At 72.8% G+C, this 24,866-nt stretch carries 26 protein-coding genes, 2 tRNA genes and 1 other RNA gene; 15 read left to right on the forward strand and 14 right to left on the reverse strand.

What is annotated here, in order from left to right:
* The first annotated feature begins 63 nt into the window (after positions 1-63).
* Complete coding sequence (locus tag CLT72_RS20115; RefSeq protein ID WP_101413118.1) at positions 64-729, forward strand: HNH endonuclease family protein; 666 nt, start codon at positions 64-66, stop codon at positions 727-729.
* A complete protein-coding gene (locus tag CLT72_RS20120; RefSeq protein ID WP_089003020.1) occupies positions 711-1,166 on the forward strand; it encodes a hypothetical protein in 456 nt (151 codons plus the stop codon). The genes CLT72_RS20115 and CLT72_RS20120 overlap by 19 nt, the downstream gene beginning before the upstream one ends.
* A gap of 62 nt (positions 1,167-1,228) precedes the next feature.
* Here the strand turns inward: CLT72_RS20120 and CLT72_RS20125 are convergent, their stop codons facing one another.
* From CLT72_RS20125 to CLT72_RS20155, 7 genes are all read right to left on the reverse strand, one after another.
* On the reverse strand, positions 1,229-2,332 hold the full coding sequence (locus CLT72_RS20125; protein ID WP_101413119.1) for an ABC transporter ATP-binding protein: 1,104 nt from the start codon (positions 2,330-2,332) through the stop codon (positions 1,229-1,231).
* Positions 2,329-3,414 carry an ABC transporter ATP-binding protein gene (locus tag CLT72_RS20130; RefSeq protein WP_101413120.1) on the reverse strand — a complete coding sequence of 362 codons (1,086 nt, stop codon included), beginning with the start codon at positions 3,412-3,414 and terminating at the stop codon, positions 2,329-2,331. The genes CLT72_RS20125 and CLT72_RS20130 overlap by 4 nt, the downstream gene beginning before the upstream one ends.
* Positions 3,415-3,535: 121 nt before the next feature.
* On the reverse strand, positions 3,536-4,492 hold the full coding sequence (locus tag CLT72_RS20135; protein ID WP_089003017.1) for an ABC transporter permease: 957 nt from the start codon (positions 4,490-4,492) through the stop codon (positions 3,536-3,538).
* Complete coding sequence (locus CLT72_RS20140) at positions 4,489-5,493, reverse strand: ABC transporter permease (RefSeq protein WP_101413121.1); 1,005 nt, start codon at positions 5,491-5,493, stop codon at positions 4,489-4,491. Before CLT72_RS20140 ends, CLT72_RS20135 begins: the two co-directional genes overlap by 4 nt.
* A 78-nt stretch (positions 5,494-5,571) precedes the next feature.
* Positions 5,572-7,236, reverse strand: coding sequence for an ABC transporter substrate-binding protein (locus CLT72_RS20145; protein WP_101413122.1), 1,665 nt, complete (start codon positions 7,234-7,236; stop codon positions 5,572-5,574).
* A 319-nt stretch (positions 7,237-7,555) separates the two neighbouring features.
* Positions 7,556-8,149, reverse strand: coding sequence for a recombination mediator RecR (gene recR / locus CLT72_RS20150; RefSeq protein WP_089003014.1), 594 nt, complete (start codon positions 8,147-8,149; stop codon positions 7,556-7,558).
* A 7-nt stretch (positions 8,150-8,156) separates the two neighbouring features.
* Positions 8,157-8,465, reverse strand: coding sequence for a YbaB/EbfC family nucleoid-associated protein (locus CLT72_RS20155; protein WP_250102523.1), 309 nt, complete (start codon positions 8,463-8,465; stop codon positions 8,157-8,159).
* Between the two features lie 159 nt (positions 8,466-8,624).
* On the opposite strand from CLT72_RS20155, the gene CLT72_RS20160 reads away from it, so the two are divergent.
* On the forward strand, positions 8,625-9,698 hold the full coding sequence (locus CLT72_RS20160; RefSeq protein ID WP_101413124.1) for a DUF2332 domain-containing protein: 1,074 nt from the start codon (positions 8,625-8,627) through the stop codon (positions 9,696-9,698).
* A gap of 38 nt (positions 9,699-9,736) precedes the next feature.
* On the opposite strand, the gene CLT72_RS20165 is transcribed toward CLT72_RS20160, so the two are convergent.
* On the reverse strand, positions 9,737-12,517 hold the full coding sequence (locus CLT72_RS20165) for a DNA polymerase III subunit gamma and tau (RefSeq protein ID WP_101413125.1): 2,781 nt from the start codon (positions 12,515-12,517) through the stop codon (positions 9,737-9,739).
* Between the two features lie 107 nt (positions 12,518-12,624).
* An RNA gene (gene ffs / locus CLT72_RS20170) (signal recognition particle sRNA small type) lies at positions 12,625-12,714 on the reverse strand.
* A gap of 82 nt (positions 12,715-12,796) precedes the next feature.
* Between ffs and CLT72_RS20175 the strand changes: the two genes are divergently transcribed.
* The 7 genes from CLT72_RS20175 (at position 12,797) to CLT72_RS20205 (ending at position 16,765) form a co-directional block, all read left to right on the forward strand.
* Positions 12,797-12,881 (forward strand) — tRNA-Ser (locus CLT72_RS20175).
* Positions 12,882-13,059: 178 nt separating this feature from the next.
* Positions 13,060-13,260, forward strand: a complete 201-nt coding sequence (locus tag CLT72_RS20180) for a hypothetical protein (RefSeq protein WP_101413126.1) — start codon at positions 13,060-13,062, stop codon at positions 13,258-13,260.
* Positions 13,257-13,712: a hypothetical protein gene (locus CLT72_RS20185; RefSeq protein ID WP_101413127.1), complete on the forward strand. Its 456-nt coding sequence runs from the start codon at positions 13,257-13,259 to the stop codon at positions 13,710-13,712. Before CLT72_RS20180 ends, CLT72_RS20185 begins: the two co-directional genes overlap by 4 nt.
* A 123-nt stretch (positions 13,713-13,835) precedes the next feature.
* A complete protein-coding gene (locus CLT72_RS20190) occupies positions 13,836-14,636 on the forward strand; it encodes a sulfite exporter TauE/SafE family protein (protein WP_199184611.1) in 801 nt (266 codons plus the stop codon).
* A gap of 384 nt (positions 14,637-15,020) precedes the next feature.
* Complete coding sequence (locus CLT72_RS20195) at positions 15,021-15,635, forward strand: hypothetical protein (protein WP_101413128.1); 615 nt, start codon at positions 15,021-15,023, stop codon at positions 15,633-15,635.
* A 32-nt stretch (positions 15,636-15,667) separates the two neighbouring features.
* The gene (locus CLT72_RS20200) at positions 15,668-16,162 is read left to right on the forward strand and encodes a polysaccharide deacetylase family protein (RefSeq protein WP_101413129.1); all 495 of its coding nucleotides are present in this window, start codon (positions 15,668-15,670) and stop codon (positions 16,160-16,162) included.
* A gap of 51 nt (positions 16,163-16,213) precedes the next feature.
* Positions 16,214-16,765, forward strand: coding sequence for a DUF5872 domain-containing protein (locus CLT72_RS20205; RefSeq protein WP_101413130.1), 552 nt, complete (start codon positions 16,214-16,216; stop codon positions 16,763-16,765).
* 73 nt (positions 16,766-16,838) lie between these two features.
* On the opposite strand, the gene CLT72_RS20210 is transcribed toward CLT72_RS20205, so the two are convergent.
* Positions 16,839-16,925, reverse strand: a tRNA-Ser gene (locus CLT72_RS20210).
* A 75-nt stretch (positions 16,926-17,000) separates the two neighbouring features.
* On the opposite strand from CLT72_RS20210, the gene deoD reads away from it, so the two are divergent.
* From deoD to CLT72_RS20225, 3 genes are all read left to right on the forward strand, one after another.
* A complete protein-coding gene (gene deoD / locus CLT72_RS20215) occupies positions 17,001-17,708 on the forward strand; it encodes a purine-nucleoside phosphorylase (protein ID WP_101413131.1) in 708 nt (235 codons plus the stop codon).
* A 112-nt stretch (positions 17,709-17,820) separates the two neighbouring features.
* Entirely contained in the window at positions 17,821-18,489 is a 669-nt protein-coding gene (locus tag CLT72_RS20220; RefSeq protein WP_101413132.1) for a TetR/AcrR family transcriptional regulator, read from the forward strand.
* A complete protein-coding gene (locus CLT72_RS20225) occupies positions 18,486-18,953 on the forward strand; it encodes an acyl-CoA thioesterase (RefSeq protein ID WP_101413133.1) in 468 nt (155 codons plus the stop codon). Before CLT72_RS20220 ends, CLT72_RS20225 begins: the two co-directional genes overlap by 4 nt.
* 3 nt (positions 18,954-18,956) lie before the next feature.
* Here CLT72_RS20225 and CLT72_RS20230 read toward each other — a convergent pair whose 3' ends face one another.
* The 4 genes from CLT72_RS20230 to CLT72_RS20240 all read right to left on the reverse strand — a co-directional run bounded on the left by CLT72_RS20230 (position 18,957) and on the right by CLT72_RS20240 (position 20,941).
* Entirely contained in the window at positions 18,957-19,406 is a 450-nt protein-coding gene (locus CLT72_RS20230) for a nucleoside deaminase (RefSeq protein WP_199184778.1), read from the reverse strand.
* A gap of 184 nt (positions 19,407-19,590) precedes the next feature.
* Entirely contained in the window at positions 19,591-20,118 is a 528-nt protein-coding gene (locus CLT72_RS20235) for a tRNA adenosine deaminase-associated protein (RefSeq protein ID WP_101413135.1), read from the reverse strand.
* A 121-nt stretch (positions 20,119-20,239) separates the two neighbouring features.
* Complete coding sequence (locus CLT72_RS32350; RefSeq protein WP_172896616.1) at positions 20,240-20,407, reverse strand: hypothetical protein; 168 nt, start codon at positions 20,405-20,407, stop codon at positions 20,240-20,242.
* Between the two features lie 141 nt (positions 20,408-20,548).
* Positions 20,549-20,941, reverse strand: coding sequence for a hypothetical protein (locus tag CLT72_RS20240; protein ID WP_374208892.1), 393 nt, complete (start codon positions 20,939-20,941; stop codon positions 20,549-20,551).
* Between the two features lie 60 nt (positions 20,942-21,001).
* Between CLT72_RS20240 and CLT72_RS20245 the strand changes: the two genes are divergently transcribed.
* Together CLT72_RS20245 and CLT72_RS20250 are read left to right on the forward strand one after the other, a co-directional pair.
* Entirely contained in the window at positions 21,002-21,757 is a 756-nt protein-coding gene (locus CLT72_RS20245; protein ID WP_101413136.1) for a M23 family metallopeptidase, read from the forward strand.
* A 170-nt stretch (positions 21,758-21,927) separates the two neighbouring features.
* A complete protein-coding gene (locus CLT72_RS20250; RefSeq protein ID WP_101413137.1) occupies positions 21,928-24,864 on the forward strand; it encodes a glycosyl hydrolase in 2,937 nt (978 codons plus the stop codon).
* Positions 24,865-24,866: the final 2 nt, after the last annotated feature.

The raw sequence follows: 24,866 nt of genomic DNA on the forward strand, positions 1-24,866 counted from the left end.
CGAAACCCGGCCCGGGTACTGTGCGGGATCGCCGGGAGCCCGCAAGCTGGAGAGGTGTCGTCTGTGCGTACCAGATCAGGACCGCGCGCCGCAGTGACGGCCGCGCTCGCCGCGGCGCTGGCGCTCGGCGCGGCCGGTTGCGTCCCCGCCGACGAGCCGGACGTCGCGCCGAGCAGCGGTGGCAGCGGCGGAAACGCCGCGCAGAAGCTGACCCAGCTCACCGTGGCCACCGCCGGGTCGATGAAGGGCTACAGCCGCAGCCGCTTCCCGCACTGGCGGGACACCGGCAAGAACTGCGACGTACGCGACAGCGTGCTGAAACGCGACGGGGAGGACATCAAGCTCTCCGGCTGCAACGTGGTCGGCGGCCACTGGGAGAGCGTCTACGACGGCCGCGCGTTCACCGACCCGTCCGACGTGGACATCGACCACACCGTGCCGCTGGCGAACGCGTGGCGCTCGGGCGCCGACGAGTGGGACGACGCGAAGCGTGGCGAGTTCGCCAACGATCTGGACCGGCCGCAGCTCATCGCGGTTTCCGCGTCCTCCAACCGGGCAAAGGGTGACCAGGACCCGTCCCAGTGGAAGCCGGCGAACCGCTCGTTCTGGTGCCAGTACGCCGACAACTGGGTGACGGTGAAGCACCACTGGCGGCTGACGGTGACCAGTGCCGAGAAGGCCGCCCTGACCGACATGTTGGAGGGCTGCACATGGGCGAGCAAGCCGTGACCGGAGCCGGGGGCACCCCCGCCCCGGAGCAGACGCCGGACGCCACTGGGGAGGACGCGGCGGCGGCCACCGGCAGCGCGCCGGCCGGGCCGACCACGGCCGGCATGACGGCGGACGGCGCGGCGGGCACGACCACCGGGGTGCCGGGGGCCGGCATGGCCGCCGACGCCGAGGGCACCTCGACCGCCGCGACGGAGCGTACGGCCGACGTCGTGCCCGGTCCGGGCGGGGTGATGACCGACGAGGTCGGGGTGGTCACCGGCGAACTGACCCTGCGCACCGGGTACGCCGACGGTCAGGTGACGCTGACGGTGCAGTACAAGGACGCCGACGAGTGGTACACGGTCACCGGCGGTAGGGTGGCGCTGGCCGACCCGGCCGGGTTGGACGCGGTGCACGCCGTCGCGGTGGCGCTGCTGCACCGCCCCGAGGGCTGACCCCACCGACCGGCCGCCCGGACGCGGCCCTCCGGGTCGAGGGGCCGCGTCCGCGACGCGGATCAGACGTACGAGCCCGGCTCGCTGGGGGCGGAGACGGTGTGCGGCTCCTCGCCCTCGCCGACCGGTCGGGTTAGCTGCACGCTGACCTTGTGCGGGCGCAACTCCCCGCTGGCGATCCGCTCGGCGAAGTGGCAGGCGACCCGGCTGCCGCCGATGTCCCGCAGCGCGGGCCGCTCGTCGGCGCAGCGGGTCGGCTGCGCCCACGGGCAACGGGTGTGGAACCGGCAGCCCGCCGGCGGGTTGGCCGGCGAGGGCAGGTCGCCGGCGAGCAGGATGCGCTCCCGACGGTCCTCCACGTCCGGGTCCGGCACCGGCACCGCCGACATCAGCGCCCGCGTGTACGGGTGCAGCGGCTCCGTGTAGAGCCGGTCGCTCGGCGCCTCCTCGACCAGCGCGCCCAGGTACATCACGCCGACCGTGTCGGAGATGTGCCGCACCACCGCGAGGTCGTGCGCGATCACCAGGTAGGTCAGGCCGAGGGTGTCCTGGAGATCGTCGAGCAGGTTCACGACCTGGGCCTGGATCGACACGTCGAGCGCGGAGACCGGTTCGTCGGCGACGATCAGGTCGGGTCCGAGCACCAGCGCCCGGGCGATGCCGATGCGCTGCCGCTGGCCGCCGGAGAACTCGTGCGGGTAGCGGGAGAGCGCCCAGCGGGGCAGACCGACCTTGTCCAGCGTCTCGCCGATGATCTTCCGGCGCTCGTCCCGGTCACCACCGATGCCGTGGGCCTGCAACCCCTCGGTGAGGATCGACTCGACGTTCTGCCGGGGGTCCAGGCTCGACATCGGGTCCTGGAAGATCATCTGCATCCGGCGACGCATCGACCGCAGCTTGCCCGACGGCAGCGTCGTCAGCTCGACGCCGTCGAACCTGACCTCGCCACCGGTGGGCGGGGTGAGCTGGAGCAGCGCACGGCCCAGCGTCGACTTGCCGCAGCCCGACTCGCCGACCAGCCCGTACGTCTTGCCGCGCGGAATGCTCAGGTCGACGCCGTCGACGGCCTTCACGTGGCCGACCGTACGGTCGAAGATCACCCCCCGGCGGATCGGGAAGTGCACCTTCAGGTCGCGGACCTCGACGAGGAATTCGCTCTCGGTCACGGCTTCTCCTCCTCGCGCGGTGCGGGCACCGGGGCCTCGACCACCGGGGTGGCGGCCGGGGCGGTCGGCTCCGCCGGGGCGGTGCCGGCCGGCGGGCGCACGGTGCCGGGCAGCGGTGCCGGGTTCACGCAACGGTAGCTGCGCCCGTCGTGAGCGAGCACCAGCGCGGGCGGCTCCCCCACGCACTCGTCGACCCGCCGCGCGCAGCGCGGCGCGAAGGCGCAGCCGTCCGGCCAGGGCAGCAGGTCGCGGACCGAGCCCGGGATCGGGTTCAGCCGCTCGCCGCGCCCGGCGTCCAGGCGCGGCACCGAGCCGAGCAGCCCCACGGTGTACGGGTGCCGGGGCTCGCGGAACAGCGGGCGACGGCGGGCCGTCTCCACCACCCGGCCGCCGTAGAGCACGTTGATGGTGTCGCACATCCCGGCGACCACGCCCAGGTCGTGGGTGATCATCACCAGGGCGGTGCCGGAGTCCCGGACCAGCTCCTTGAGCAGCTCCAGGATCTGCGCCTGGATGGTGACGTCCAGCGCAGTGGTGGGCTCGTCGGCGATCAACAGCCGGGGCTTGCAGGCCACGGCCATCGCGATCAGGGCACGCTGCCGCATGCCGCCGGAGAGCTGGTGCGGGTACTCCTTGAGCCGCCGCCTCGGGTCGGGGATGCCGACCCGGTCCAGCAGGGCCGCCGCCTCCTTCTCCGCCGCCGCGCCCTTCATCCCCCGGTGCCGCGTGAGCACCTCGGTGACCTGCAACCCGATCGGGATCACCGGGTTCAGGGACGAGAGCGGGTCCTGGAAGATCATCGCGACGTCCCGGCCACGGATGTCCCGCCGGGACCGGTCGTCGAGCTGGAGCAGGTCCGTGCCGTCGAAGACCGCCTTGCCACCGACGCGCAGGCCCGGCTGCTTGGGCAGCAGACCCATGATCGCCAGCGAGGTGACGCTCTTGCCGCAGCCGGACTCGCCGACCAGGCCGACCACCTCACCGGCGTCGACGGAGAAGGAGACCCCGTCGACGGCGTGCACGGTGCGCTGACCGCGCCGGGCGAAGGTGACGGAGAGATCTTCGACATCAAGCAGAGCCATGTCGGGCCCGCCTTTCGTTCGCGACTGCGGGGCTCGCCAGCGCACTCCTCGCGCTCACCGTGCTGGCCTTTTCGTTCGCGACTGCGGGGCTCGCAAGCTCACTCCTCGCGCTCACCGGGCCCTACTTCCGCAGCTTCGGGTCGAGTGCCTCGCGCATCGCCTCGCCGAGCAGGGTGAAGCCCAGCGCGGTGACGATGATGGCGAGGGCGGGCAGGATCGCCAGCCGGGGCGCGGAGTCGAGGTACTGCTGCGCGTCGGCGAGCATCACACCCCACTCGGGGATGGAGGCGTCGTTGTTGCCGAGGCCGAGGAAGGAGAGCGCTGCGGCCTCGATGATCGCGGTGGCCAGGGTGAGGGTGGCCTGCACGATGACCGGGGCGAGCGAGTTCGGCACCACGTGGGTCAGCGCGATCTTCGGCTTCTTGACGCCCAGCGAGACGGCGGCCAGGACGTAGTCGCTGTTCGCCTGGGAGATCATCGAGCCGCGCAGCAGCCGGGCGAAGACCGGCACCGACACCACGCCGACCGCGATCATGACCGTGGTCAGCCCGGCGCCGAGCAGGGCCGCGATGCTGATCGCCAGCAGCAGGCTCGGCATGGCCAGCAGCATGTCGACGAAACGCATCAGCACGTTGTCGACGGCCCGGCCCCACCGGCCGCCGAGGCCGGCGGCGGCACCCGCGATCCCGCCGATCAGCGAGCCGACCGCGAGGCCGATCAGGGTGGAGACCACGCCGACCAGCAGGGTCTGCCGGGCGCCGACGATCATGCGGCTGAACTCGTCGCGACCGATGTGGTCGACGCCGAACCAGTTCTCCCCACGGAAGCCGGGGAAGTCGCCGAGACGGATCTCGCTCTTCCAGAGCTGGGCGTCCGGGGGGTGCGGGACGAAGAACGGCCCGAGGATCGCGACCAGCAGGAACAGGCTGAGGATCACCGCGCCGACGATCGCCGCCGGGTTGCGCCGCAGCCGGCGGAACGCCTCCTTCCAGAGGCTGACGCCGCGCTCGTCCTCCCGGGCTGCCAGCTCGGCGAGCCGGTCGATCTTTTCCTTCTTCTTGCCGCTGGTGATCGTCATCGGACCCTCACCCTCGGGTCGATCAGGCTGTAGGAGAGGTCGACCAGGAGGTTCACCAGCACGTACACCACCGCGATGATCAGGATGAAGCCCATCAGGACCGGATAGTCACGCTGGCTGATCGCCTCGTAGATGAAGGCTCCGATGCCGCTGAAGGCGAAGACGGTCTCGGTCAGCACCGCGCCGGAGAGCAGGCCGCCGGTGAGCAGGCCGATCGAGGTGACCACCGGCAGCATGGAGTTGCGCAGCACGTGCCGGCGCCGGACCGTGCTCTCGGTGAGTCCCTTCGCCTCGGCGGTGCGTACGAAGTCCTCGTTGAGGACCTCCAGCACGCTGGCCCGGGTGATCCGGACGATGATCGCCAGGGGGATGCTGGCCAGCGCGACGCCCGGCAGCACCAGGTGCCAGAGCGCGTCGGCGGCGGCGTCCCACTCCCGGGTCATGATCCCGTCGAGGACGAAGAAGTTGGTGATCCGCGTCGCCCCGAGCGTCGGGTCCTGCCGGCCGCTCGCCGGGAACCAGCCGAGGTTCTCGGCGAAGATCGCCTTGAGCACGTACGCGAGGAAGAAGACCGGGATGCAGATGCCGATCAGGGAGCCGCCCACGGAGAGGTGGTCCAGCATCCGGCCCCGGCGGCGGGCCGCCAGGTAGCCCAGCGGGATGCCGACGCCGACCGCGATCAGCATCGCCGTGACGGAGAGCTCGACCGTCCCGGGGAACCGCTCGACGAACTCGGTGACGACGGTCCGCTTGGTGGAGGTCGAGGTGCCGAGATCCAGGCGGATCAGCCGGCGCACGAACCGGCCGTACTGCACCAGGATCGGCTCGTCGAGGCCCATGTTGCGCCGGATCTGGGCGCGCATCTCGGGCGTCCCACGCTCACCGAGGATGGCGGTCTCGGGACCGCCGGGCAGTCGGCGGAGCCAGATGAACAGCAGGAGGGAGAGCCCGAACAGCGTGGGTATCAGCTGGAGCAGGCGTCTGACGATGAACCGGAACACGGCGGCCTCGAAAGGGGTACGGAGGGTCGTGGGCGGGCGCTGCCGAAACAGCGCCCGCCCACGACTCGGAGCGTCAGATCAGGACTTGAACTCGGCGGTGGAGAACCGCTCGTCGGTGAGCGGGCTCGCCTTGACCCCGGTCACGTCCTTGCCGAACACGATCGCCGGCGGCGAGTGCGACACCGGGACACCGGGCAGGAAGTCCATGATGGCCTTGTTCAGGGCCTTGTACTTCTCGGTCCGGGCCGCCGCGTCGGCGGTGGTGTCGGCGTCCTTGAACTGCGCGAACAGGGCCGGGTTGTTGAAGCCCCACTCGTCCTTCTGCCGGTCGAAGAAGGTGCCGATGAAGTTGTACGCGTCGCCGTAGTCACCGGTCCAGCCGAGGAAGTGGATGTCGTGCTTGGCGCCGGAGGTGGTGGCGTTCAGGTAGTCCGGGCTCCACTTGAGCGGGATGGCCTGGACGGTGATGCCGACCGCCTTGAGGTCCGCCGAGAGCAGCTCGAAGATGTCCTTCGGGTTCGGCATGTACGGCCGGGTGACCTCGGTCGGGTAGTGGAACCGCAGGGTCAGGTTCGTCGCGCCGGCCTCGGCCAGCAGCTGCTTGGCCTTCTCCGGGTTGTAGTCGTACTTGGTGACGTCGCCGTTCCAGCCCTCGACGGTCTCCGGCATGAAGTTCTCGGCGACCTTGGCGCCCGGGGGCAGCTTCGAGTCGACCAGGGCCTGCCGGTTCAGCGCGTGCGCGATGGCCTGGCGGACCTTCACGTCGGCGAGCTTCGGGTTCCCCTTCTGGTTGATGGCCAGGTAGAGGATGTTGAACGCCGGACGGGTCAGGACGTTGAAGCCCTCGCCCTTCAGCGGCTCGACGTCGGCCGGGCCGACCAGGTCGTAGCCTTGGATGTCGCCGGAGCGCAGCGCCTGCTTGCGCGCGTTCTCGTCCGAGATCGTCTTGTAGATGAGGGTCTTCAGCTTCGCCTTGTTGCCGGCGTAGTCCTCGTTGCGCTCCAGGGTCAGCGTCTTGTTGGCGACGTCCCAGGACTTGAACTTGAACGGACCGGTGCCGGTCGGGTGCTCCGTCGCGTACGCCGGGTACTTGATGTCCTCGGCGGTGCCGCCCACGTTGCTGGCGTCGTACTTCTCCAGCGCGGTCGGGCTGTGCATCGAGAACGACGGCAGCATCAGCGCGGCCGGGATCTTGCTGGAGACCCGGGTGAAGGCCAGGTCGACCGTGGTGGCGTCCTTGGCGGTGCAGGACTTGAAGAGGCTCGGCGGCAGCTCCGCGCTCTCGTTCTTGGCGAAGCCGCCCATGACGTCCTGCCAGTAGGCGGTCACGTCCGGGCTCTGCATGAGGCCCTTGGCGTTGTACCAGCGGTCGAAGTTCTTGCAGACCGCCTCGGCGTTGAATTCGGTGCCGTCGTGGAACTTCACGCCGGAGCGCAGCTTGAAGGTCCAGGTGGTGCCCGCGGCGTCCGGGGTCCAGGACTCGGCCAGGCCGGGGGTGACCTTGGTGCCACCCTCCTCCGGACGGACCAGCGTCTCGAAGACCTGACGCGCCACGCGCAGCGACTCACCGTCGCTGGCGAAGCTCGGGTCGAGCACCTTCGGGTCTCCGGCTACGCCGAAGACGAGGGTGTCCTTCTTGCTACCGCCGGAACTGTCATCGCGGTCGCTCTCGGCGCAGCCTGCTACCGCGAGGGCCGCGACCGCGACGGCCGCGATCGCGACCTTCGGCCTGGATGCACGCATGGGTGCTTCACCTCGTCCTTGGGGTTACGGACAATCGTGGTGACAGGGGTCACCGATCGCCGTGACCTTAGCCGTCGTTCGGACCGGCGGGAAACCTTCGCGGAACCGGTTGGTACCGGATCGTGTCTTAACCGATGCGACCCGCCGCAGAGGCCGTTCCGGACCGCCATCAAAGGGGTGCAATGCCCGGTTTGACCGATGCGGATTTGTTACATCGATCGTCGCCTGCATCGCCCACTTGTCAGAACCCACAGTGGACGCGCGGGCGCCCGTACGACGATGGCCGGCACCGCGATCCGGTGCCGGCCATGACGGGAACTCAGACGGCGCGACGGCCCTCGAACGCCCGGCCGAGCGTGATCTCGTCGGCGTACTCCAGGTCGCCGCCGACCGGCAGGCCGCTCGCCAGCCGCGTCACCGAGATGCCCATCGGCTTGACCATCAGCGCCAGGTACGTCGCCGTCGCCTCGCCCTCGGTGTTCGGGTCGGTGGCCAGGATCAACTCCCGCACCGTGCCGTCGCTGAGCCGGGCCATCAGCTCGCGGATGCGCAGATTGTCCGGCCCGATCCCCTCCAGCGGGTTGATCGCCCCGCCGAGCACGTGGTAGCGGCCCCGGAACTCGCCGGTGCGCTCGATCGCCACCACGTCCTTGGGCTCCTCGACCACGCAGAGCACCTCGTCGGTGCGGCGCGGGTCCCGGCAGATCCGGCACCGGTCGGACTCGGCCACGTTGTAGCAACTGGTGCAGAACCGCACCAGCTCCTTGACCTTGCGCAACGCCCCGGCCAGCCGGTTGACGTCGGCCGGGTCGGCGGACAGGACGTGGAACGCGATCCGCTGGGCGCTCTTCGGGCCCACGCCCGGCAGCCGCCCCAACTCGTCGATCAGGTCCTGGATGGCGCCCTCGTACATCTGTCGCTCAGAAACCGGGCAGGCCGAGGCCGCCCATGCCGCCGGCGACCGGGCCCATCTTCGTCTCGGTCAGCTCCCGCGCCGCCTCGGCCGCGTTGTGCATGGCCGCGACGACCAGGTCCTCCAGGGTCTCCACGTCCTCCGGGTCGACCGCCTTCGGGTCGATCTTGATCGACTTCAGCTCGCCGGTGCCGGCGACGGTCGCGGTCACCAGGCCACCGCCGGCGGTGCCGGTCAGCTCCGCCTCGGCGAGCTCGGCCTGCGCCTTGGCGATCTGCTGCTGCATCTTCTGCGCCTGCTTCAGCATCTGCTGCATGTTCGGCTGTCCACCTGGGCGCACGGATGGCTCCTTCTCGCACTCGTCTGCTCGGCCGCCGCTCAGCCTATCCGCTGTGAGCAGCCTCGCCCCGCCCGGTGCTTCCCTCGCGGCGGGTCCGGGCGCACGATCACGGGACCGACCGGACGGAGGTGGTGGATGTCCCGGGAACAGGGCGCGGCGGCCATCGAACGGCAGGCGCGGGCCTGCGCGGCCATGGACGCCGGCCTCTACGCCGACCTGCTGACGCGCGCCGCCGCAGACGTCCGGGCCGGCGGGCCGTGCGCCACCGCCATCACGGGGTACGAGGACGCGCCCGCCGACGACGTCGTGTCGCTGCGCCTGCTCGGCGGCGTACACGCGCTGGTGCTCTCCGGGCGGGCGCCGGAGCTGGCCCGGTTCTATCCCAGCGCCGGCGGGGCGTACCGGCCTGCGGACGCCCCCGCCTGCTGGGCCGCGTTCCGGACGGTCGTCGAGGCCGAGCACGACACGCTGCGCCGCTGGCTGCGCCGACCGCCTCAGACCAACGAGGTGGGCCGGGCCAACCTGCTGCTCGCCGGGCTGCTGCACGCCGTGTACGAGGCGGGCGGGCTGCCGGTACGCCTGGTCGAGCTGGGCGCCAGCGGCGGGCTGAACCTGCGCGCCGACGAGTTCCGCGTCGAGGCCGCCGGCTTCGCCTGGGGCCCTGCCGACTCCCCCGTGCGGCTGCCGGACGCCTGGCGGGGCGGAGCGCCCGACTGGCTGCGGGAGGCGGCCGGCACGTACCCCGAGCTGACCGTCGTGGAGCGCATCGGCTGCGACCTCACGCCGCTGGACCCGGGCGACCCTGACGACGCGCTCGCGCTGCGGGCGTACGTCTGGCCGCAGCACACCGCCCGCGCGGCCCGGCTGACCGGCGCGCTGGAGCTGGCCCGGCGGCTGCCGGCGCGGGTCGTCGCGGCGGGGGCGGCCGACTTCCTCGCCGGGATCACCCCGCGCCCCGGCACGCTGACCGTCGTGTGGCACTCGGTGATGCGGCAGTACGTGCCGGCGGAGGAGTGGGCGCGGGTCACCGCCGAACTGGACCGGCTGGCCGCCGCCGGCAGCGCCGACGCGCCGGTAGCCCACCTGTCCTTCGAGCCCCACCCCCGGGAGGCCCGCAACGCCTTCGAGCTGCGCGCCCGGCTCGGCCGAGGGGTGGAACGACTGCTGGCGGAGGCACACCCGCACGGCCTCCCGGCCTGGCCCAGCTGACGACCCACCGGGCCGCGGCTGCGGCTGCGGCGGGTCGGCTAGCGGGCGTCGACCTCGTCGATCTTTTCGGCGCCGAACGCCTCGCGGAGCAGCCGTACCGCCTGTTCCTCGCTGGACTCGCGCGCGGTCTTCTCGTCGATGACCTCGTCCAGCGGCTCGTCGCCCGGGTCGAAGCCCTCGAAGTTCGGGGCCGCCGGCGCGCCGCCGCCGGGGCGTCCCGCGCCGCCGCGCAGCGGGCCGTCGAAGTCCGGGTCGTACGGCGGCTCGCCGGCCCAGTCGGCGTCCGCCGTCTTCCGGGCCGCCTGCCCGGTACGCGGACCACGTCCCGCCGCAGCCGCCCGCGCCGCCGCGATCGCGCTGCTCACCGGAGGACTGGCGGGCGCAGCCTGCTGCGGAGCCGCCGAGGGGGCGGCCGGCTTCGGTACGGCCGACACCGCACCAGCCGTCGGTGCGGAAGCCGATGCGCTGCCCGTCGCCGCGCCGGTCGTCGAGGTGGCGGTGGAAGTGCCGCCCGGCCGGGCCGGTTCCGGCCAGTCGTCCGCGCCTCCGGCCACGCCACCCGGGCGGGCCGGTTCGGGCCAGTCCTCGGCCTCGTCAGCGGCGGGAGCACCGCCGGGCCCCGACGCACCAGCGCCGGAGGCGGGCCGGGTCACCTGCCCCTGGCCGCCCGCATCTCCACGCGAGCCGCTGACGCCACCAGACCCACCGGCCGCACCACCGGGGCCACCCGTGCCAACCGAACCGTTCGAAGCACCTGGACCGCTCGGGCCATCCGTGCCCGCCCCTCCGCCCGGACCGGCTGAGCCGTTCAAACCGCCTGGACCGCTCGAACCGGCTGAGCCGCTCGTGCCGACATGGCCTCCCGAGCCGGCTGGGCCGCTCGTGCCGACATGGCCTCCCGTGCCGGCTGGGTCGCCCGTGCCGCCCGGGTCGCCGGGCATGCCGCCGGCCGGGCCGGCACCGCCTCGGTCCTGGTGGGCGGGGGCCGCCGACGGCGGGGACGCCGGGCGGGCCGGAGCGGCGGAACGGGACGAGCCACCGGGCGACGCGCCACCCCGCTCGCCGGCCACCTCGCAGCGGATCTGCCAGCGGCCGCCGAACTCCTCGTACAGCACCTCGGCCAGCACCGAGGTGTGGTTGCCCATCATCTGCGCGAGCACCGGCGACTTGACGGTCAGCACCAGGGTGTCGCCGTCCACGTCGCGGACCACCGCATCGCGCATCAGCGCGGCGGCCGGCTTCTTGATCCGGTTGACCTTCGCGACGATGTCCGGCCAGACCCGGCGCACCGCGACGGCGTCCAGGGGGCCTGCCGGAGCCGCGCCGGGGCGGGGCGGGGCGGGGGTGGCCGGGTCGGGCATCACCGCCGAGGCCGGCACCGGGCGACGGGAGGGAGCATCGGCGGGCGGCCCACCGGCGGGCGCGCCCACGGGCTCCGTGGTGCCCGGGGCTGCCTGCGCCGTACGGGAACCGGCGGCTGCCAGGGCTGCCGCACGGGCGGCTGCGGCGCCGGACGGGGCGCCGGCAGCCGCCGGCGGGCCGGCGGGCGACGGGTCGGGCGCGGCGGCAGCCGCGGTCGGGGCGGGAGTGCCGGGGCGTACGGGAGGAGGAGCGGCGACCGGCGCGGGGCCGGCGGCGACCGGCGGCGCGTCGGTGCCGACGAGGGTGAGCCGGCGCTCCATGCGTTCGAGGCGCTGGAGCAGGCCGCCGGTGCTGTCGTCGGCGCCGGGCAGCAGCATCCGGGCGCAGATCAGCTCCAGCAGCAGCCGGGGCGCGGTGGTGCCGCGCATCTCCACCAGGCCGTTGTGCACGATGTCGGCGCAGCGGGACAGCGTCGCCGGGCCGAGCCGCTGGGCCTGGGCGGCCATCCGTTCGATCTGGTCGGCCGGGCCGTCGATCAGGCCCTTGGCGGCGGCGTCGGGCACCTGTTGGAGCACGATCAGATCGCGCAGCCGCTCCAGCAGGTCGGAGGCGAACCGGCGCGCGTCGTGCCCGGCCTCGGCGACCCGGTCGACGGTCGCGTACGCCGTCGCGCCGTCCCCGGCGGCCAGCGCGTCGCACATCTCGTCGATGAGGGCGGCGTCGGTCACGCCGAGCAGGGCGGCGGCCCGGGAGTAGGTGACCCCCTCCGGACCGGCACCGGCGATGAGCTGGTCGAGCACGGAGAGGCTGTCCCGGGCGCTGCCGCCGCCGGCGCGCACCACCAGCGGGAAGACCGCCGGCTCGACGGCGACGCCCTCGGCCTCGCAGAGCTGCTCCAGGTAGGGCCGGAGCACCTTCGGCGGGATCAACCGGAACGGGTAGTGGTGGGTCCGCGACTTGATCGTGCCGAGGACCTTCTCCGGCTCGGTGGTCGCGAAGATGAACTTGACGTACTCCGGCGGCTCCTCGACCAGCTTGAGCAGGGCGTTGAAGCCGGCCGACGAGACCATGTGCGCCTCGTCGATGACGTAGATCTTGAAGCGGCTCTTGGCCGGCGCGAAGATCGCCTTCTCGCGCAGCTCGCGGGCGTCGTCGACGCCGCCGTGGCTGGCCGCGTCGATCTCCAGTACGTCGATCGAGCCACCGTCGGTGGCCAGCTCGCGGCACGACTCGCACTGCCCGCACGGCTCCGGCGTGGGCCCCTGCTCACAGTTGAGCGAGCGGGCGAGAATCCGGGCGCTGGAGGTCTTGCCGCAGCCGCGTGGGCCGGAGAAGAGGTAGGCATGGTTGAGCCGCCCGCTGCGCAGCGCCTGCGACAGCGGCTCGGTGACGTGCTCCTGCCCGATGACCTCGGCGAAGGTGCGCGGCCGGTACTTGCGGTAGAGCGCCAGTGCCACTCGTCCCGCCTCCTCTCGACCGAGCCATTCTGCGCCGGTCGGGCGCGGGTGACCACCCACCACCCCGTGACCTGACCCGCAGGGACGTTACCGGGACCCGGAGACAAAAAGGCCTCCCGTGCACCCGGCAGAGCCCGCTTATCCTTGCTGCCTTCCGGCCCTGGGGAGGTTCACGAGATACCGCCGCACGGGAGGTACCGCCAACCCTACCCGACGCCGCGTCGATCTTCAGGGGGTGGTGGGGTGGCCCACCCGCCGGGGACCTGTATCCTCGTCTGCGGAGGATTCGCCTAGAGGCCTAGGGCGCACGCTTGGAAAGCGTGTTGGGTTAACACCCTCACGAGTTCGAATCTCGTATCCTCCGCTCGCTGAGCAGCACGAACGCGAGGGCCGACCCCATCGGGGACGGCCCTCGTACCGTTTCTGCCGGGCGCCACGGCGGCCCACTGGTTACGCTCCTCCGACATGTGTCGATGCCTCGTCGACGATCGGTCGGTGGCGGTCGCGCCCCTCGACGGGTGAGGCCGGAAGGGGCGATCCGCTTGGGCAAGAATCCGCGCTGGCTGCTCTGGATGCAACTGGTCGCGATGTCCTGCGTCCTTCTCTCCCAGGTGGGATCCGGGTTCGACCGACCGCTGGAGATCATCGTGGGCTGCGGGGCGGCCGCAATGGCGCTGTACTGCGTCGCCGCGCTGATCGTCGGCCGCACCAGCGGCAACGCCGAAGAGACCGATCCCGGGTGAGCGAGCGGGTGACCGACCCGGAGTTCGATGAATGCGACTGCGCGGAGAAGGTCGACGCGGCCCTGGAGCGTACGGAGGTCGGGGCCGGGCCGGCGCTTCTCTGGCTGGTGCTGGACGAGTTCCACCCGCCTGCCGTCACCTTTCCCCGGATCAAGCGGGGGCTCCGGTCGCGGGACGCGCAGACCAGGGCGAACGCGTTGCAGTCGCTGGGTCACTTCGGACGCCTGCACCGCGACGTCGACGTCGAGTCGCTGAAGCTGCTCCGGGGCGCGCTGCGCGACCGTACTCCGCTCGGCGGCTGCCAACTGCGCGGCTACGCCGACGACGCGGCGGACGACATCGGCATGTTCGTACCCCGGCACCGCCTGCCCCGCTGGCTGCGCCGCCGCCACGCCGGGCCCTGGCGACCACGCCGGCTGCGGGGGTGGACCCGCCGGCCGGTGACGGCGTGATCCCTGCCGCACGTCGATCAACGGGCACGACTCTCGTCCTACGCTGACAGCCGCATTCGACAGCGACAACCGGGCGGCGGCGACCTGCGGGCGACGACCGGCCCGGGGAGAGCGCGGAGACAAGTGGACGCAACACTCAACGTCGCCGAGGCGCTGGCGGTGCTGGCCGCCGGGGTCGCGGCGGGCGCCATCAACGCGGTGGTGGGCTCGGGCACGCTGGTGACCTTCCCGGTGCTGCTCTCCCTCGGTTTTCCGCCCGTGGTGGCGAACGTGTCCAACACCGTCGGGCTGGTACCGGGGTCGTTCACCGCGGCATACGCCTATCGCCGGGAGTTGGCCGGGCACGGCGGCCTGCTGGCCCGCCTGGGGGTCGCCGCCGTGCTCGGCGGGGTCACCGGCGGCGTACTGCTGCTGCTCCTGCCGCCCGGTGCCTTCCGGGCCATCGTGCCGGTGCTGATCGTCCTGGCGTTGGTGCTCGTGGTGGTGCAGCCGCGACTGGCGCGGGCGTTGGACCGCCGCCGGCCGGTCGCGGCCGACGCGGGCGCGTCGTCGGCGGGCGGTTCGGCGGTACGGCGCGTAGGGCCGCTGCTGCTGCTCGGCGTCTTCGCCACCGGGGTGTACGGAGGCTACTTCGGCGCCGCCCAGGGAGTGCTGCTGCTGGGGTTGCTCGGCGTGCTGCTCTCCGCCGACCTGCGCTGGGTCAACGGGGTGAAGAACGTGCTCGCCGGCCTCGTGAACGGGGTCGCGGCGGTCCTGTTCGTGGTCGTGGGAAACGTGGCGTGGCAGCCGGCGCTGCTGATCGCGGTCGGCTCTGTGGCGGGCGGCCTGATCGGCGGCCGGTGGGGACGCCGACTCCCGTCGGTGGCGCTGCGCGCCATCATCGTGGTGGTCGGGCTCGCCGCCCTGGTCAACCTGCTGCTCTGAGCACCGCGCCGGACGCAGGCTCCCGCCCTGGCCGTCCCGCGGCCACCGCCGGTTGGTCGTCCGCCTGGGCGGCCCGGGGTGAGGAAGCGGGCGGCGAGTGGAACACCACGGGTGCCTCCCGGCGCGGGATGCACCCGTGGTGTTCCACTCGACCCCGCCGGCAGGCACGACCCCGCCCACATCGCAAGGCGGGCGCGGACGCCGGCCCGGTCGGGCTCCGCGCACTCCGGGCGCCAAGGCCGCAGGACGTCCGGAAGGGGCCGGCAGCGCGACGTCGCGGGGCGGTGCCGGAAGGGGACGATTGGGTACGGTGCGGAAGGCGGCGGAGGCGGAATTCGTCGTACACATGTTCCATCCACAGGCTGTGGACGGCGGAGGGCTCCGATGGCTTACCAGCTCAGCGCGGTCGTCGCGGACGCCGAGCTGCTCCGCGAGCACACCGCCGACCTCGACCACGCGGTCCTCGGCGAGCTGCGGCAGGACTTCGCGCTGCTGCCGGTCACCCCGCAACTGGTCGAGGAGCTGACCGGCGCGCTGCCCGACTTCTCCGTGGCGGCACGCTCGCCCGAGGAGCCCTTCCACCTGACGCTCGCCGCTCCCCTCGCCGAGGTTCTCGCGCGGTGGTCGCGGTCGGGACCGATGGCGTACGCGGAGGCGGAGTTCGCCGGCGGCGCCGGCTACCAGTCGGCGGTGGTGTGGCTCGGCGGCCGGGTGAGCTGGGGCCCGGCGTTCGACCACGTCTTCGACGGCCCCCGCGACCAGTGGCCGCTGAACGCGGCGCTCACCCGACTCGGGGTGGAGCCCGGCGCGTGGATCGACCCGTTCGCCGAGCTGGGCCTGCACGTGGAGCGGAGCACCGCCGGCTGGCTGGCGCACGGACGCCGACGACTGGGCGCCGACTATTGGGACGAGCTGGCCGAGGAGTGGGAAAACCGGCAATCTGCGGGCGGGCAGCAACCTGAGCGCCCCGGTCCCGTTGGGGACTGGGGGATTCCATGAAATTGCGACAATTTGGCTTTATCGCCACACTGATGACGGCTGCCTGGGTGTCGGGCAGTGGCGTGCACCCGCCGTTGCGCGAGTTGGACGGCCGACCCGTCGGGGCCGTCGAGGTGGTCGACCTCAACGGCCTGCGCGACATCGAGTTCGGCGACACCGAGGACGAGCTGACCCGGCGGGGCATCCTGCGCTCCGACGTCGACGGCTGCGGCCCGGCGCTGGCCGGGTACGACACGACCAGCCCCATCTTCGTCGACGACCGGCTGGTGCTGCTCTGGCTCGGCGAGGCGACGCGCACCCCACGGGGAGTCACCGCCGGCATGCCGGTCGAGGAGGTCCGCACCCGCTACCCGTCCGCCCGGGCGCTGGACGCTCCACAGGGGACGTACCGGCTCGACGGGCTGCTCGCCCGGCAGGGCGACCGGGCGTACCTCTTCCTGCACGACGGGCGGGCGGTGAAGAAGATCATCGCCGGGTACGCCGACTGGGCCCAGCGCCTCTTCGACGAGGGCCACAGCCCCTGCTGAGCCCCGCGCAGGCCTGACGCATGGGGGCCGTGAGGTGGGGTAACCGCCGGCATGGCGCGGTACACGAAGCCCGAACTCCGGGAGCAGATCAAGGAAGAGGTCAAGGCCTCCGACAAGGGCGGCCGGCCGGGACAGTGGTCGGCACGCAAGTCGCAGCTGGTCACCCAGGAGTACAAGAGGCGCGGCGGAGGCTTCGTCGGCCCGAAGGACGAGCGGCAGAAGTCCCTACAGCGCTGGGGCGGCGAGCACTGGCAGACCAGGGAGGGCGACACCCGGGCGCGGCACGGCGACGAGACCAGCCGCTACCTGCCCGAACAGGCATGGAAGGAGCTGTCCGGGAAGGAGAGGCGGGCGACCGACGCCAAGAAGCGGAAGGAGTCGAAGTCCGGCAGGCAGTACGTCGCGAACACCGGACCGGCCAAACGCGCGCGCCGCAACGCCACGTCTGCCGGGCAGTTGTCGGAGCTGCCGGTCGCCGAGGCGGCCAAGCTCGTCCGCGACCTCGACAAGGGCCAACTGAAGTCGGCCCTGCGCCGCGAGCGCGACGGCAAGTCCCGCAAGACCCTCATCACCCGCCTGGAAAAGGAACTGACCCGCCGCTGACAACCCGGGGCCGTACGCGAGAACGCCCGGCGCGATCCTCGCGGATCGACCGGGCGTTCTCGCTTGTCACGAGCGGTGGCGGCGGGATTTGAACCCGCGGAGGGCGTAAACCCTCACACGCTTTCGAGGCGTGCTCCTTAGGCCACTCGGACACGCCACCGCCGAGAAGGGTACATGACCCCGGGTTCGGACGCCGAACCGGTATGCCGCGGGGCGGCCTGGCAGGATCCTTGCCATGAGTACGCACATCGGCGCGAAGCCGGGAGAGATCGCCGAGCGGGTCCTGATGCCGGGCGACCCGCTGCGGGCCAAGTGGATCGCGGAGACCTACCTCGAGGGCGCGCAGTGCTACTCGACGGTCCGGGGCATGCTGGGCTTCACCGGCCGCCACAACGGCGTCGAGGTCTCCGTCCAGGGCTCCGGCATGGGCATGCCCTCCGCCTCGATCTACGCCCACGAGCTGGTCAACGAGTACGGCGTGAAGAGCCTGATCCGGGTCGGCTCCTGCGGGGCCCTGACCGAGGACCTGCGGCTGCGCGACGTGATCGCCGCCATCGGCTCGTCCACCGACTCGAACATGAACCGGATGCGCTTCGACGGGCTGATCGACTACGCCCCGGTGGCCGACTTCGGGCTGCTGCGTACGTCGGTGGAGGTGGCCGAGCGGCGCGGCATCGCGATGCGGGTCGGGCCGATCCTGGCGGCGGACGCCTTCTACACCGACCGCCCGGACCTCTACGACAGCCTCGCCGACTACGGCGTGCTGGCGGTGGAGATGGAGTCGGCGGCGCTCTACACGATCGCCGCCCGGTTCAAGGCCCGCGCGCTGACCCTGCTGACGGTCAGCGACCACATCAAGACCGGCGAGAAGACCACCTCCGAGGAGCGTGAGCAGACCTTCAGCCAGATGGTCGAGATCGCGTTGGACACGATCGTCGCCTGATTCCCCGTTCGGTGACCGCCCCGTCGTCCGCCCGGACGGCGGGGCGGTTTCGTGACCACGGTCACGCCGGAAAACTATACGAACGGTCGTGCTTATTCACTAGCCTCTGCCCATGACAGCTCACCGGCCAGGCCGACCGACGCCCGCACCCGACGGACGCGTCGCGCGGGGCGACCGGACCCGCACCGCCGCGCTGGACGCCGCCGTGGTCCTCGCCACCGAGGTCGGCCTGCACGGGCTCTCCCTCGCCCAGCTCGCCGACGCGCTCGGCGTCAGCAAGTCCGGCCTCTTCGCGCACTGGGGCTCCAAGGAGGCGCTCCAGCTCGCCACGATCGACCGGGCCGTCGAGCAGCAGCGGGAACGGGTCATCGAGCCGGCCCTGCGCGCGCCCCGGGGCGTACGGCGGCTCTGGGCGCTGCACCAGGCCCGGATCGACTTCTTCGCCGCCCGGGTGCTCCCCGGCGGCTGCTTCTTCGCCAGCGCCGACTTCGAGTACAACGCGCGTCCCGGGCCCGTCCGGGACCGGCTCGCCGAGGCCTTCGGCCGCTGGACCGCGTTCCTCGAACAGCTCGTCCGGGAGGCGGTCGCCGCCGGCGAGCTTGGCGCCGACGTGGACGTCGCGCAGCTGGCGTACGAGATCGACGCGCTCGGGATCACCGCCGCGATGCGCTCCCGCCTGCTGGACCCCGACACCGCCTACCGGCACGCCCGCCAGGGCCTGCTGAACCGACTACGGGCGCTGTGCCCCGACCCGACCCTGCTACCGGAAGGCATCTCATGAGCCACGCCATCGTCGACCAGCCCGCCGTCGAATTCGGTCACGTCGCGCACGTCGCGGTGCACTTCGACGACCTCGACGCGTTCGGCCTGCTGCACAACGCCCGGTACGCGGTGCTGCTCGAACGGGCCCTGACCGGCTACTGGGCGGAGCACGGCGTCTCGTTCCAGGGCGGGCGGCACAGCGCGCCGGACGTGTTCCACGCCGTACGCGAGTTCACCATCAGCTACCGGACGCCGGTCACCGGGACCGGCCCCGTGGCGGTGCACTTCTGGCTCGACCACTTCGGCACCAGCAGCGCCCGGTACGCCTACCGGTTCCAGGCGCTGGACGGCGGCACGGTGCACGCGGAGGGCGCCCGGGCGATCGTCCGGCTCGACCCGGCGACCCTGCGCCCCACCCCGTGGACCGACACCGCCCGCGCGGTGGCCGCGACCCTGCTCCGCCCCGCCTCCACCAACGCCTGAAGGTCAGCGGAAGAAGGCGCGCAGGACGGCGGCGCTCTCCGCCTCCAGGACGCCGCCGTACACCTCCGGCCGGTGGTTGAGCCGGCGGTCGCGCAGCACGTCCCACAGCGATCCGGCCGCCCCGGTCTTCGGCTCCCAGGCGCCGAAGACCACCGTGGACACCCGGGCCAGCACCAGCGCGCCCGCGCACATCGTGCAGGGCTCCAGGGTGACGACCAGGGTGCAGCCGTCGAGCCGCCAGCGGCCCAGCCGCCCGGCGGCCCGGCGCAACGCCAGCACCTCGGCGTGTGCGGTCGGGTCGCCGGTCAGTTCCCGCTCGTTGCGTCCGATCGCCAGCTCGGTGCCGTCCGGCCCGTAGAGCACGGCACCGACCGGGATGTCGTCCACGGCGTCGCCGTCCGGGCCGGCGGAGCCGTCCGGGCCGGTCACCGCCACTTCCAGGGCGCGGCGCATCCACAGCTCGTGCCGCTGCCGGCGGCCGGCGCCGTCCGGATCGGCCAGCCCCTCGTGGGCGCCGGGCCCGACCCGTCCCGCCGCGCCCGGGGTGGGCTGCCCGGGGCGTACGGTGCCCAGCGCCGGGTCGGTGGCGTCGGCCGGCTCGGCGCCGCCCGCCCCGGCCCGGCCCGGACCGGCCGGCTCAGACCTCACGCAGTTCCTCGACCTCGTCGGCGCAGCCGAGCACCTGGCACACCTCGGCGGTGACGTCGGCGGGCATGGTGCCCTCCTGCGCGCAGAGGTTGAGCAGCTTCTGCGCGGAGACGCCCAGGTCGGCCAGGAGATCGGCCTCGCCGACCGGGTCGGCCTCGGGGTCGACGGCGGGCTGCTCGGTGTCCTCGTCGCCGCCGCCGGACGGGCGCGGCTCCTCGGTGTCGTCGAGCCCGGTCACCGAGGTCTTCAGGTCCCCGACCAGCAGGGCGCCCAGCCGGGACTCCTCCGCGTACGCCGAGTCGGAGCCGAAGACCCGCAGGTCCTCGCCCTCGTCCAGGCGCATGATCACCAGGTACGCGTCGTCGGCCTCGACGAAGAGCAGCGACAGGTCGGCGTCCTGGTCGACGTCGCGCAGCCGGTCGGCGACGTCCTCGATGTCGGTGGCGCCCCGCAGGTTCACCTCGGCGGCCGTCCAACCGCTGTCGTCACGCACGACGGCCGCAGCGAAGTACGACACGGTTCCCCCAAAAAGCCTCGACAGGCCGACCCGTTACGCGTGCACGTTAGCCGGTCGGGTCGGCAGGCGACCGGTCAACGCCCCGAAGGGCCGGTCGATCCTGGGGAAAGTCTGCCGGTCGTCAGCCGGCGACCCGGCGTCGGGTGGCGATCAGCTCCCGCAGCCGATCGGTGCGCACCCGTTGCGGCCGTACGCGCTGGCGTACCGCCCGGGCGCCCGCCAACTCGGCGAGGAGCTGCTGGCGACGGCGGCTGCGCTCGGGATCGAGCCGCGGAGTGGTCCAGGCCATACCGCCGAGGGTGCCGAGTTCCGGCGGCCACGTCAAGACGGGATTCGCTGCGCAGCCGCCCCGCGACGCAGCGCAGCCGCGGGCCTGCCGGAGCAGGCCCGGGGAGGGGCGGGAGCCGGTCGCGGACGGGCCGGCCCCGGCTCACCAGAGCGGCCAGTCCCCGCTCGACGCCCACCGCGCCACCACGATGGCGGCGGCGATGCTCCACCCGCCGGCGGTGACGATCGCGACCCCGGTGGCCACCCCACGGTCACCCGCGCGGACCAGCAGCAGCGCGACGAGCCAGGCCAGCCCGCCGGCCAGCAGCGTCCACCAGGCGTAGCCGGAGACGCCGCGACCGAGCAGGCCGAACAGGAGCAGCCACACGGTCGTCACGGCGGCGCCGGACGCGACGCCCGCGCCGGTGACCGGGTGCGGTTCGCGGTAGGTGGGCTGCGTCGGCGGCCCGGACGGGAAGAGCCCCGAGGGCACCCGTGGCGCCGGCCGGAACCCGGCGCCCGGCTCGGGCGGGAAGGCGTACCCTCCGGTCGTCACCGACCTCTCCCCTCTGCCGTGGACCTCGTCCCACCGTACCGACTCTGCCAGGATGACCGGATGCCCTCGCCGACGATCGGACGCCGCGCGCGCCCGGCGTACCCGGTCCTGCTGGTGCTCGTGCCGGTCCTGGCCGCCGGCTGCGCGACGACCCGGCCCGGGACGACGCCCGGCGCCCCGCGCCCGAGCCTGCCGGCGACGGCCGGGCAGCCGACGGCCGCGACCCCGGCTCCGGCCGGCACCCCGACGGCCGCCGCCCCGAGCGGCCCGTCGGCCGCGCCGACCCGCGCCGGGCTGCCGCACGTCTTTCCGGTACGCGCGGCGAACGTCGCCTACCACCCGACCCACTCGGCCTACCCGGGGACGGACATCTTCGCCGACTGCGGCGAGCCGGTCGTGGCGGTGACCGACGGCGTGCTGCTGGAGGTCAGCCGGGTCGACCGGTTCGACAGGCGCGGGCCTCGGGGGCCGCACAACGGCGGGCTGTCGGTGTCGCTGCTCGGCGACGACGGGGTGCGCTACTACGGCTCGCACCTGCGCCGCATCGCCGACGGGATCGATGCCGGGGTGCGGGTACGCGCCGGGCAGCGGCTCGGCGAGGTGGGGCGCACCGGGAACGCGAACAACGTCTGCCACCTGCACTTCGGCATCTCCCCGCCGTGCACGGGGCGGGACGGGTGGTGGATCCGCCGGGGCGTGGTCTGGCCGGCGCCCTACCTGAACTCGTGGCGGCGCAAGGGCAACAAGGAACCGGCCGCCGAGGTGGCCGCCTGGCACCGCCGCAACGGCTGCCCGAAGGCGCCGCCCGCCGGCTGACGGAGCACTCCGTTTGTCGTCATCAGCGCTTCATCGGGCGGAAACATTGACGGGAGTCTCGGCGCTGGGCTAGCGTCCCGCTTCAAGAGAGCGCTCTCTCAAGTAGCTTTCCGCACAATTCGCCCGAGAACGCGCCCGTCCCCGACCGGCGCCACCCGACCGGAGGCACAGTGACACCTCCTGCGACACGCCGCACCTGGGCCGTGGCGGCCACCTCCGCCCTCGCCCTCGTCCTCGGCGGCCTCGCCGTCGTGACCACCACCCCCGCCCAGGCCGCCACCGTCGGCGCCGGCAGCTACACCACCGACCGCGTGGGCCCCCTGCCCAGCGGTTGCGGAGACATGACCACCAACCCCCGGCAGTTCGCCACCGCCGACGCGCCGCCCGGGCCGATCCCCACCAACGACTGGTGGTCGTCGCTGCTGTGGAAGCGGACCAACTGCTCCTACAGCGAGCCGCTGCACGCGCACCCCGTCTCCTACCAGGCCTTCGGCGACGGCCTCGGCCTCTCGGCCACCTCCACCCCCACGATCACCGGCACCGCCACCGGGGTCGGCGAGTTCAAGTACACGTACTCCGAGGACATCCGCGTCGGCCTCGCCGCGCTCGGCGCCCCCGTCGTCAAGGTCGACGGCTGGACCGACTGGACGGTCACCCCGTACTGGAACGACGGTGCCCGGACCATGCGCGCCACCATCGGCCACGGCCTGCCGATCTCGTACTTCCGCGCCAGCGGCGGCGACGCGTTGATCAACGCCACCGGTGGCGGTGCCACGGTCTGGTCGAACAGCGGCGCCACCATCGGCTTCACCGTCCGGGGGCACGACTACGTCGCGTACGCGCCCACCGGCGCCACCTGGTCCGTCAACGGCGGCCGGATCACCTCCAACCTGGCCGGTAAGGGCTACTTCTCGATCGCCCTGCTGCCCACCACGCCGAGCACCGACGCCGCGTCCCGCGCCGAACTGGCCACCACCTACGGCCGGTACGCCCACGCCCACGTCACCGGCACCCGCGTCTCGTACGCGTACGACCAGGCGACCAGCACCGTCAACACCACGTACGCGTTCACCACGACCGCCCGGGAGGGCACGGCGAACCGGACGGTCGTCAGCCTCTACCCGCACCAGTGGCGGTCGCTGACCGGCGCCACCCCGCTGGCGCTCACCTATCCGTCGGCGCGCGGCCGGATGAAGGTGCTCACCGGCGTCGACGCGTTCCGCACCTCGATGAAGTTCAACGGGGTGCTGCCGGAGGTGCCGGCCGTCGCGACCGGCAACGGCGCGGACCTGAGCACGCTGCGCAGCCACCTGGCGGCGGTCCGGGGCAACCCGATGGACCAGCGCGGCGGCGACACCTACTGGACGGGCAAGGGGCTGGGCCGGGCCGCCCGGATCGCCGAGATCGCCGACCAGGTCGGCGACGCCGAGACGCGTACCGCCGCCCTGAACGCCATCCGGAGCACGCTCACCGACTGGCTCACCGCCTCGCCCGGGGAGGCCTCGAAGGTCTTCTACTACGACCGCAACTGGGGCACGCTGATCGGCTACCCGGCGTCGTACGGCTCCGACCAGGAGCTCAACGACCACCACTTCCACTACGGCTACTACATCGCCGCCGCCGCCACGCTGGCCAAGTTCGACCCGGCCTGGGCCCGGCAGGACCAGTACGGCGGCATGATCGACCTGCTGATCCGGGACGCGAACAACTACGACCGCACCGACAACCGCTTCCCGTACCTGCGTGACTTCGACATCTACGCGGGGCACGACTGGGCCGCCGGGCACGGCTCGTTCCACGCCGGCAACAACCAGGAGTCCTCGTCTGAGGGGATGAACTTCGCCAACGCCCTCATCCAGTGGGGGCAGGCGACCGGCAACACCGCCGTACGCGACGCCGGCATCTTCATCCACACCACGCAGGCCGCGGCGATCCACGAGTACTGGTTCGACGTGACGAACGAGAACTACCCGGCGGCGTTCGGGCACTCCACGGTCGGCATGGTCTGGGGTGACGGCGGCGCGTACGCCACCTGGTTCAGCGCCGACCCGGAGATGATCCAGGGCATCAACATGCTCCCGGTCACCGGCGGGCACCTCTACCTCGGCCAGTACCCGGCGTCCAACCGGACGAACTACCAGGAGCTGGTGCGCAACAACGGCGGCGAACCGACGGTGTGGCAGGACATCCTCTGGCAGTTCCTGGCCCTCGGCGACCCGGACGCCGCGCTGGCGAAGCTCCGCGCGAACCCCGGGTACACGCCGGAGGAGGGCGAGAGCCGGGCGCACACCTTCCACTGGATCCGCAACCTCGCCGCCCTCGGGACGGTGCACACCCCGGTCACGGCCAACCACCCGCTGGCGGCGGTGTTCCAGCGCAACGGCGCGCGCACCTACGTGGCGAGCAACATCACCGCCGCACCGCTGACGGTCACGTTCTCCGACGGCACCCGGCTCGACGTGCCCGCCGGAAAGACGGCGACCAGCGGGGCGTACACCTGGAGCGGTGGCACCGCGACCGGCGGGGTCAGCGGCACCACGCCGCCCACGACCACCCCGCCCACCACGGCCCCGCCGACGACGGCCCCGCCCACCACGGCTCCGCCGACGACCCCGCCGCCCACCACCCCGCCGCCGGCGGACTTCCCCACCCGGTACCTGCTGCCGAACGGCGGACTGGCCGCGGCCGGCGGCCCGGCGACCGCCACGGTGGCCGGCGCGGGCGGCGCGAACCACGACGGAACGCCGAGCAACCCGCAGGTGTTCACCGCGACGGGCCTGGACCTGGCGTACGCCGGCGGACAGACCACGTTCGACCTGTTCCTCGACGCCGGCAACGCGGTCGGCAACGGGGTGCAGGTACGCGTCTCCTACGACCTGACCGGCAACGGCAGCTGGGAGCGGGTGGAGACCTCCCGGTACTTCGCCACCGACCCGGTACCCGGCTACGAGCGCTACACCCAGCAGAGCGGCCTGCACTCCGCCACCGGCACCCTCGGCAACCTGTCGAACGGCACCGTACGGGTGGAGGTCTGGTCGGCGATCGGCAACAACCCGACCACCGTCGGCATCGGCGACAGGTCGCTGGTGAAGCTCCCGCACTCCTGATC

It is taken from the genome of Micromonospora sp. CNZ309 (assembly GCF_002846525.1).

Coding starts and splice junctions, on each gene's coding strand:
- CLT72_RS20120 (WP_089003020.1), top strand. CDS start 711: ATGGGCGAGCAAGCCGTGACCGGAGCCGGGGGCACCCCCGCCCCGGAG.
- CLT72_RS20130 (WP_101413120.1), bottom strand. CDS start 3,414: ATGGCTCTGCTTGATGTCGAAGATCTCTCCGTCACCTTCGCCCGGCGC.
- CLT72_RS20135 (WP_089003017.1), bottom strand. CDS start 4,492: ATGACGATCACCAGCGGCAAGAAGAAGGAAAAGATCGACCGGCTCGCC.
- CLT72_RS20145 (WP_101413122.1), bottom strand. CDS start 7,236: ATGCGTGCATCCAGGCCGAAGGTCGCGATCGCGGCCGTCGCGGTCGCG.
- recR (WP_089003014.1), bottom strand. CDS start 8,149: ATGTACGAGGGCGCCATCCAGGACCTGATCGACGAGTTGGGGCGGCTG.
- CLT72_RS20155 (WP_250102523.1), bottom strand. CDS start 8,465: ATGCAGCAGATGCTGAAGCAGGCGCAGAAGATGCAGCAGCAGATCGCC.
- CLT72_RS20160 (WP_101413124.1), top strand. CDS start 8,625: ATGTCCCGGGAACAGGGCGCGGCGGCCATCGAACGGCAGGCGCGGGCC.
- CLT72_RS20195 (WP_101413128.1), top strand. CDS start 15,021: ATGGCTTACCAGCTCAGCGCGGTCGTCGCGGACGCCGAGCTGCTCCGC.
- CLT72_RS20200 (WP_101413129.1), top strand. CDS start 15,668: ATGACGGCTGCCTGGGTGTCGGGCAGTGGCGTGCACCCGCCGTTGCGC.
- CLT72_RS20205 (WP_101413130.1), top strand. CDS start 16,214: ATGGCGCGGTACACGAAGCCCGAACTCCGGGAGCAGATCAAGGAAGAG.
- deoD (WP_101413131.1), top strand. CDS start 17,001: ATGAGTACGCACATCGGCGCGAAGCCGGGAGAGATCGCCGAGCGGGTC.
- CLT72_RS20220 (WP_101413132.1), top strand. CDS start 17,821: ATGACAGCTCACCGGCCAGGCCGACCGACGCCCGCACCCGACGGACGC.
- CLT72_RS20225 (WP_101413133.1), top strand. CDS start 18,486: ATGAGCCACGCCATCGTCGACCAGCCCGCCGTCGAATTCGGTCACGTC.
- CLT72_RS20230 (WP_199184778.1), bottom strand. CDS start 19,406: ATGCGCCGCGCCCTGGAAGTGGCGGTGACCGGCCCGGACGGCTCCGCC.
- CLT72_RS32350 (WP_172896616.1), bottom strand. CDS start 20,407: ATGGCCTGGACCACTCCGCGGCTCGATCCCGAGCGCAGCCGCCGTCGC.
- CLT72_RS20245 (WP_101413136.1), top strand. CDS start 21,002: ATGCCCTCGCCGACGATCGGACGCCGCGCGCGCCCGGCGTACCCGGTC.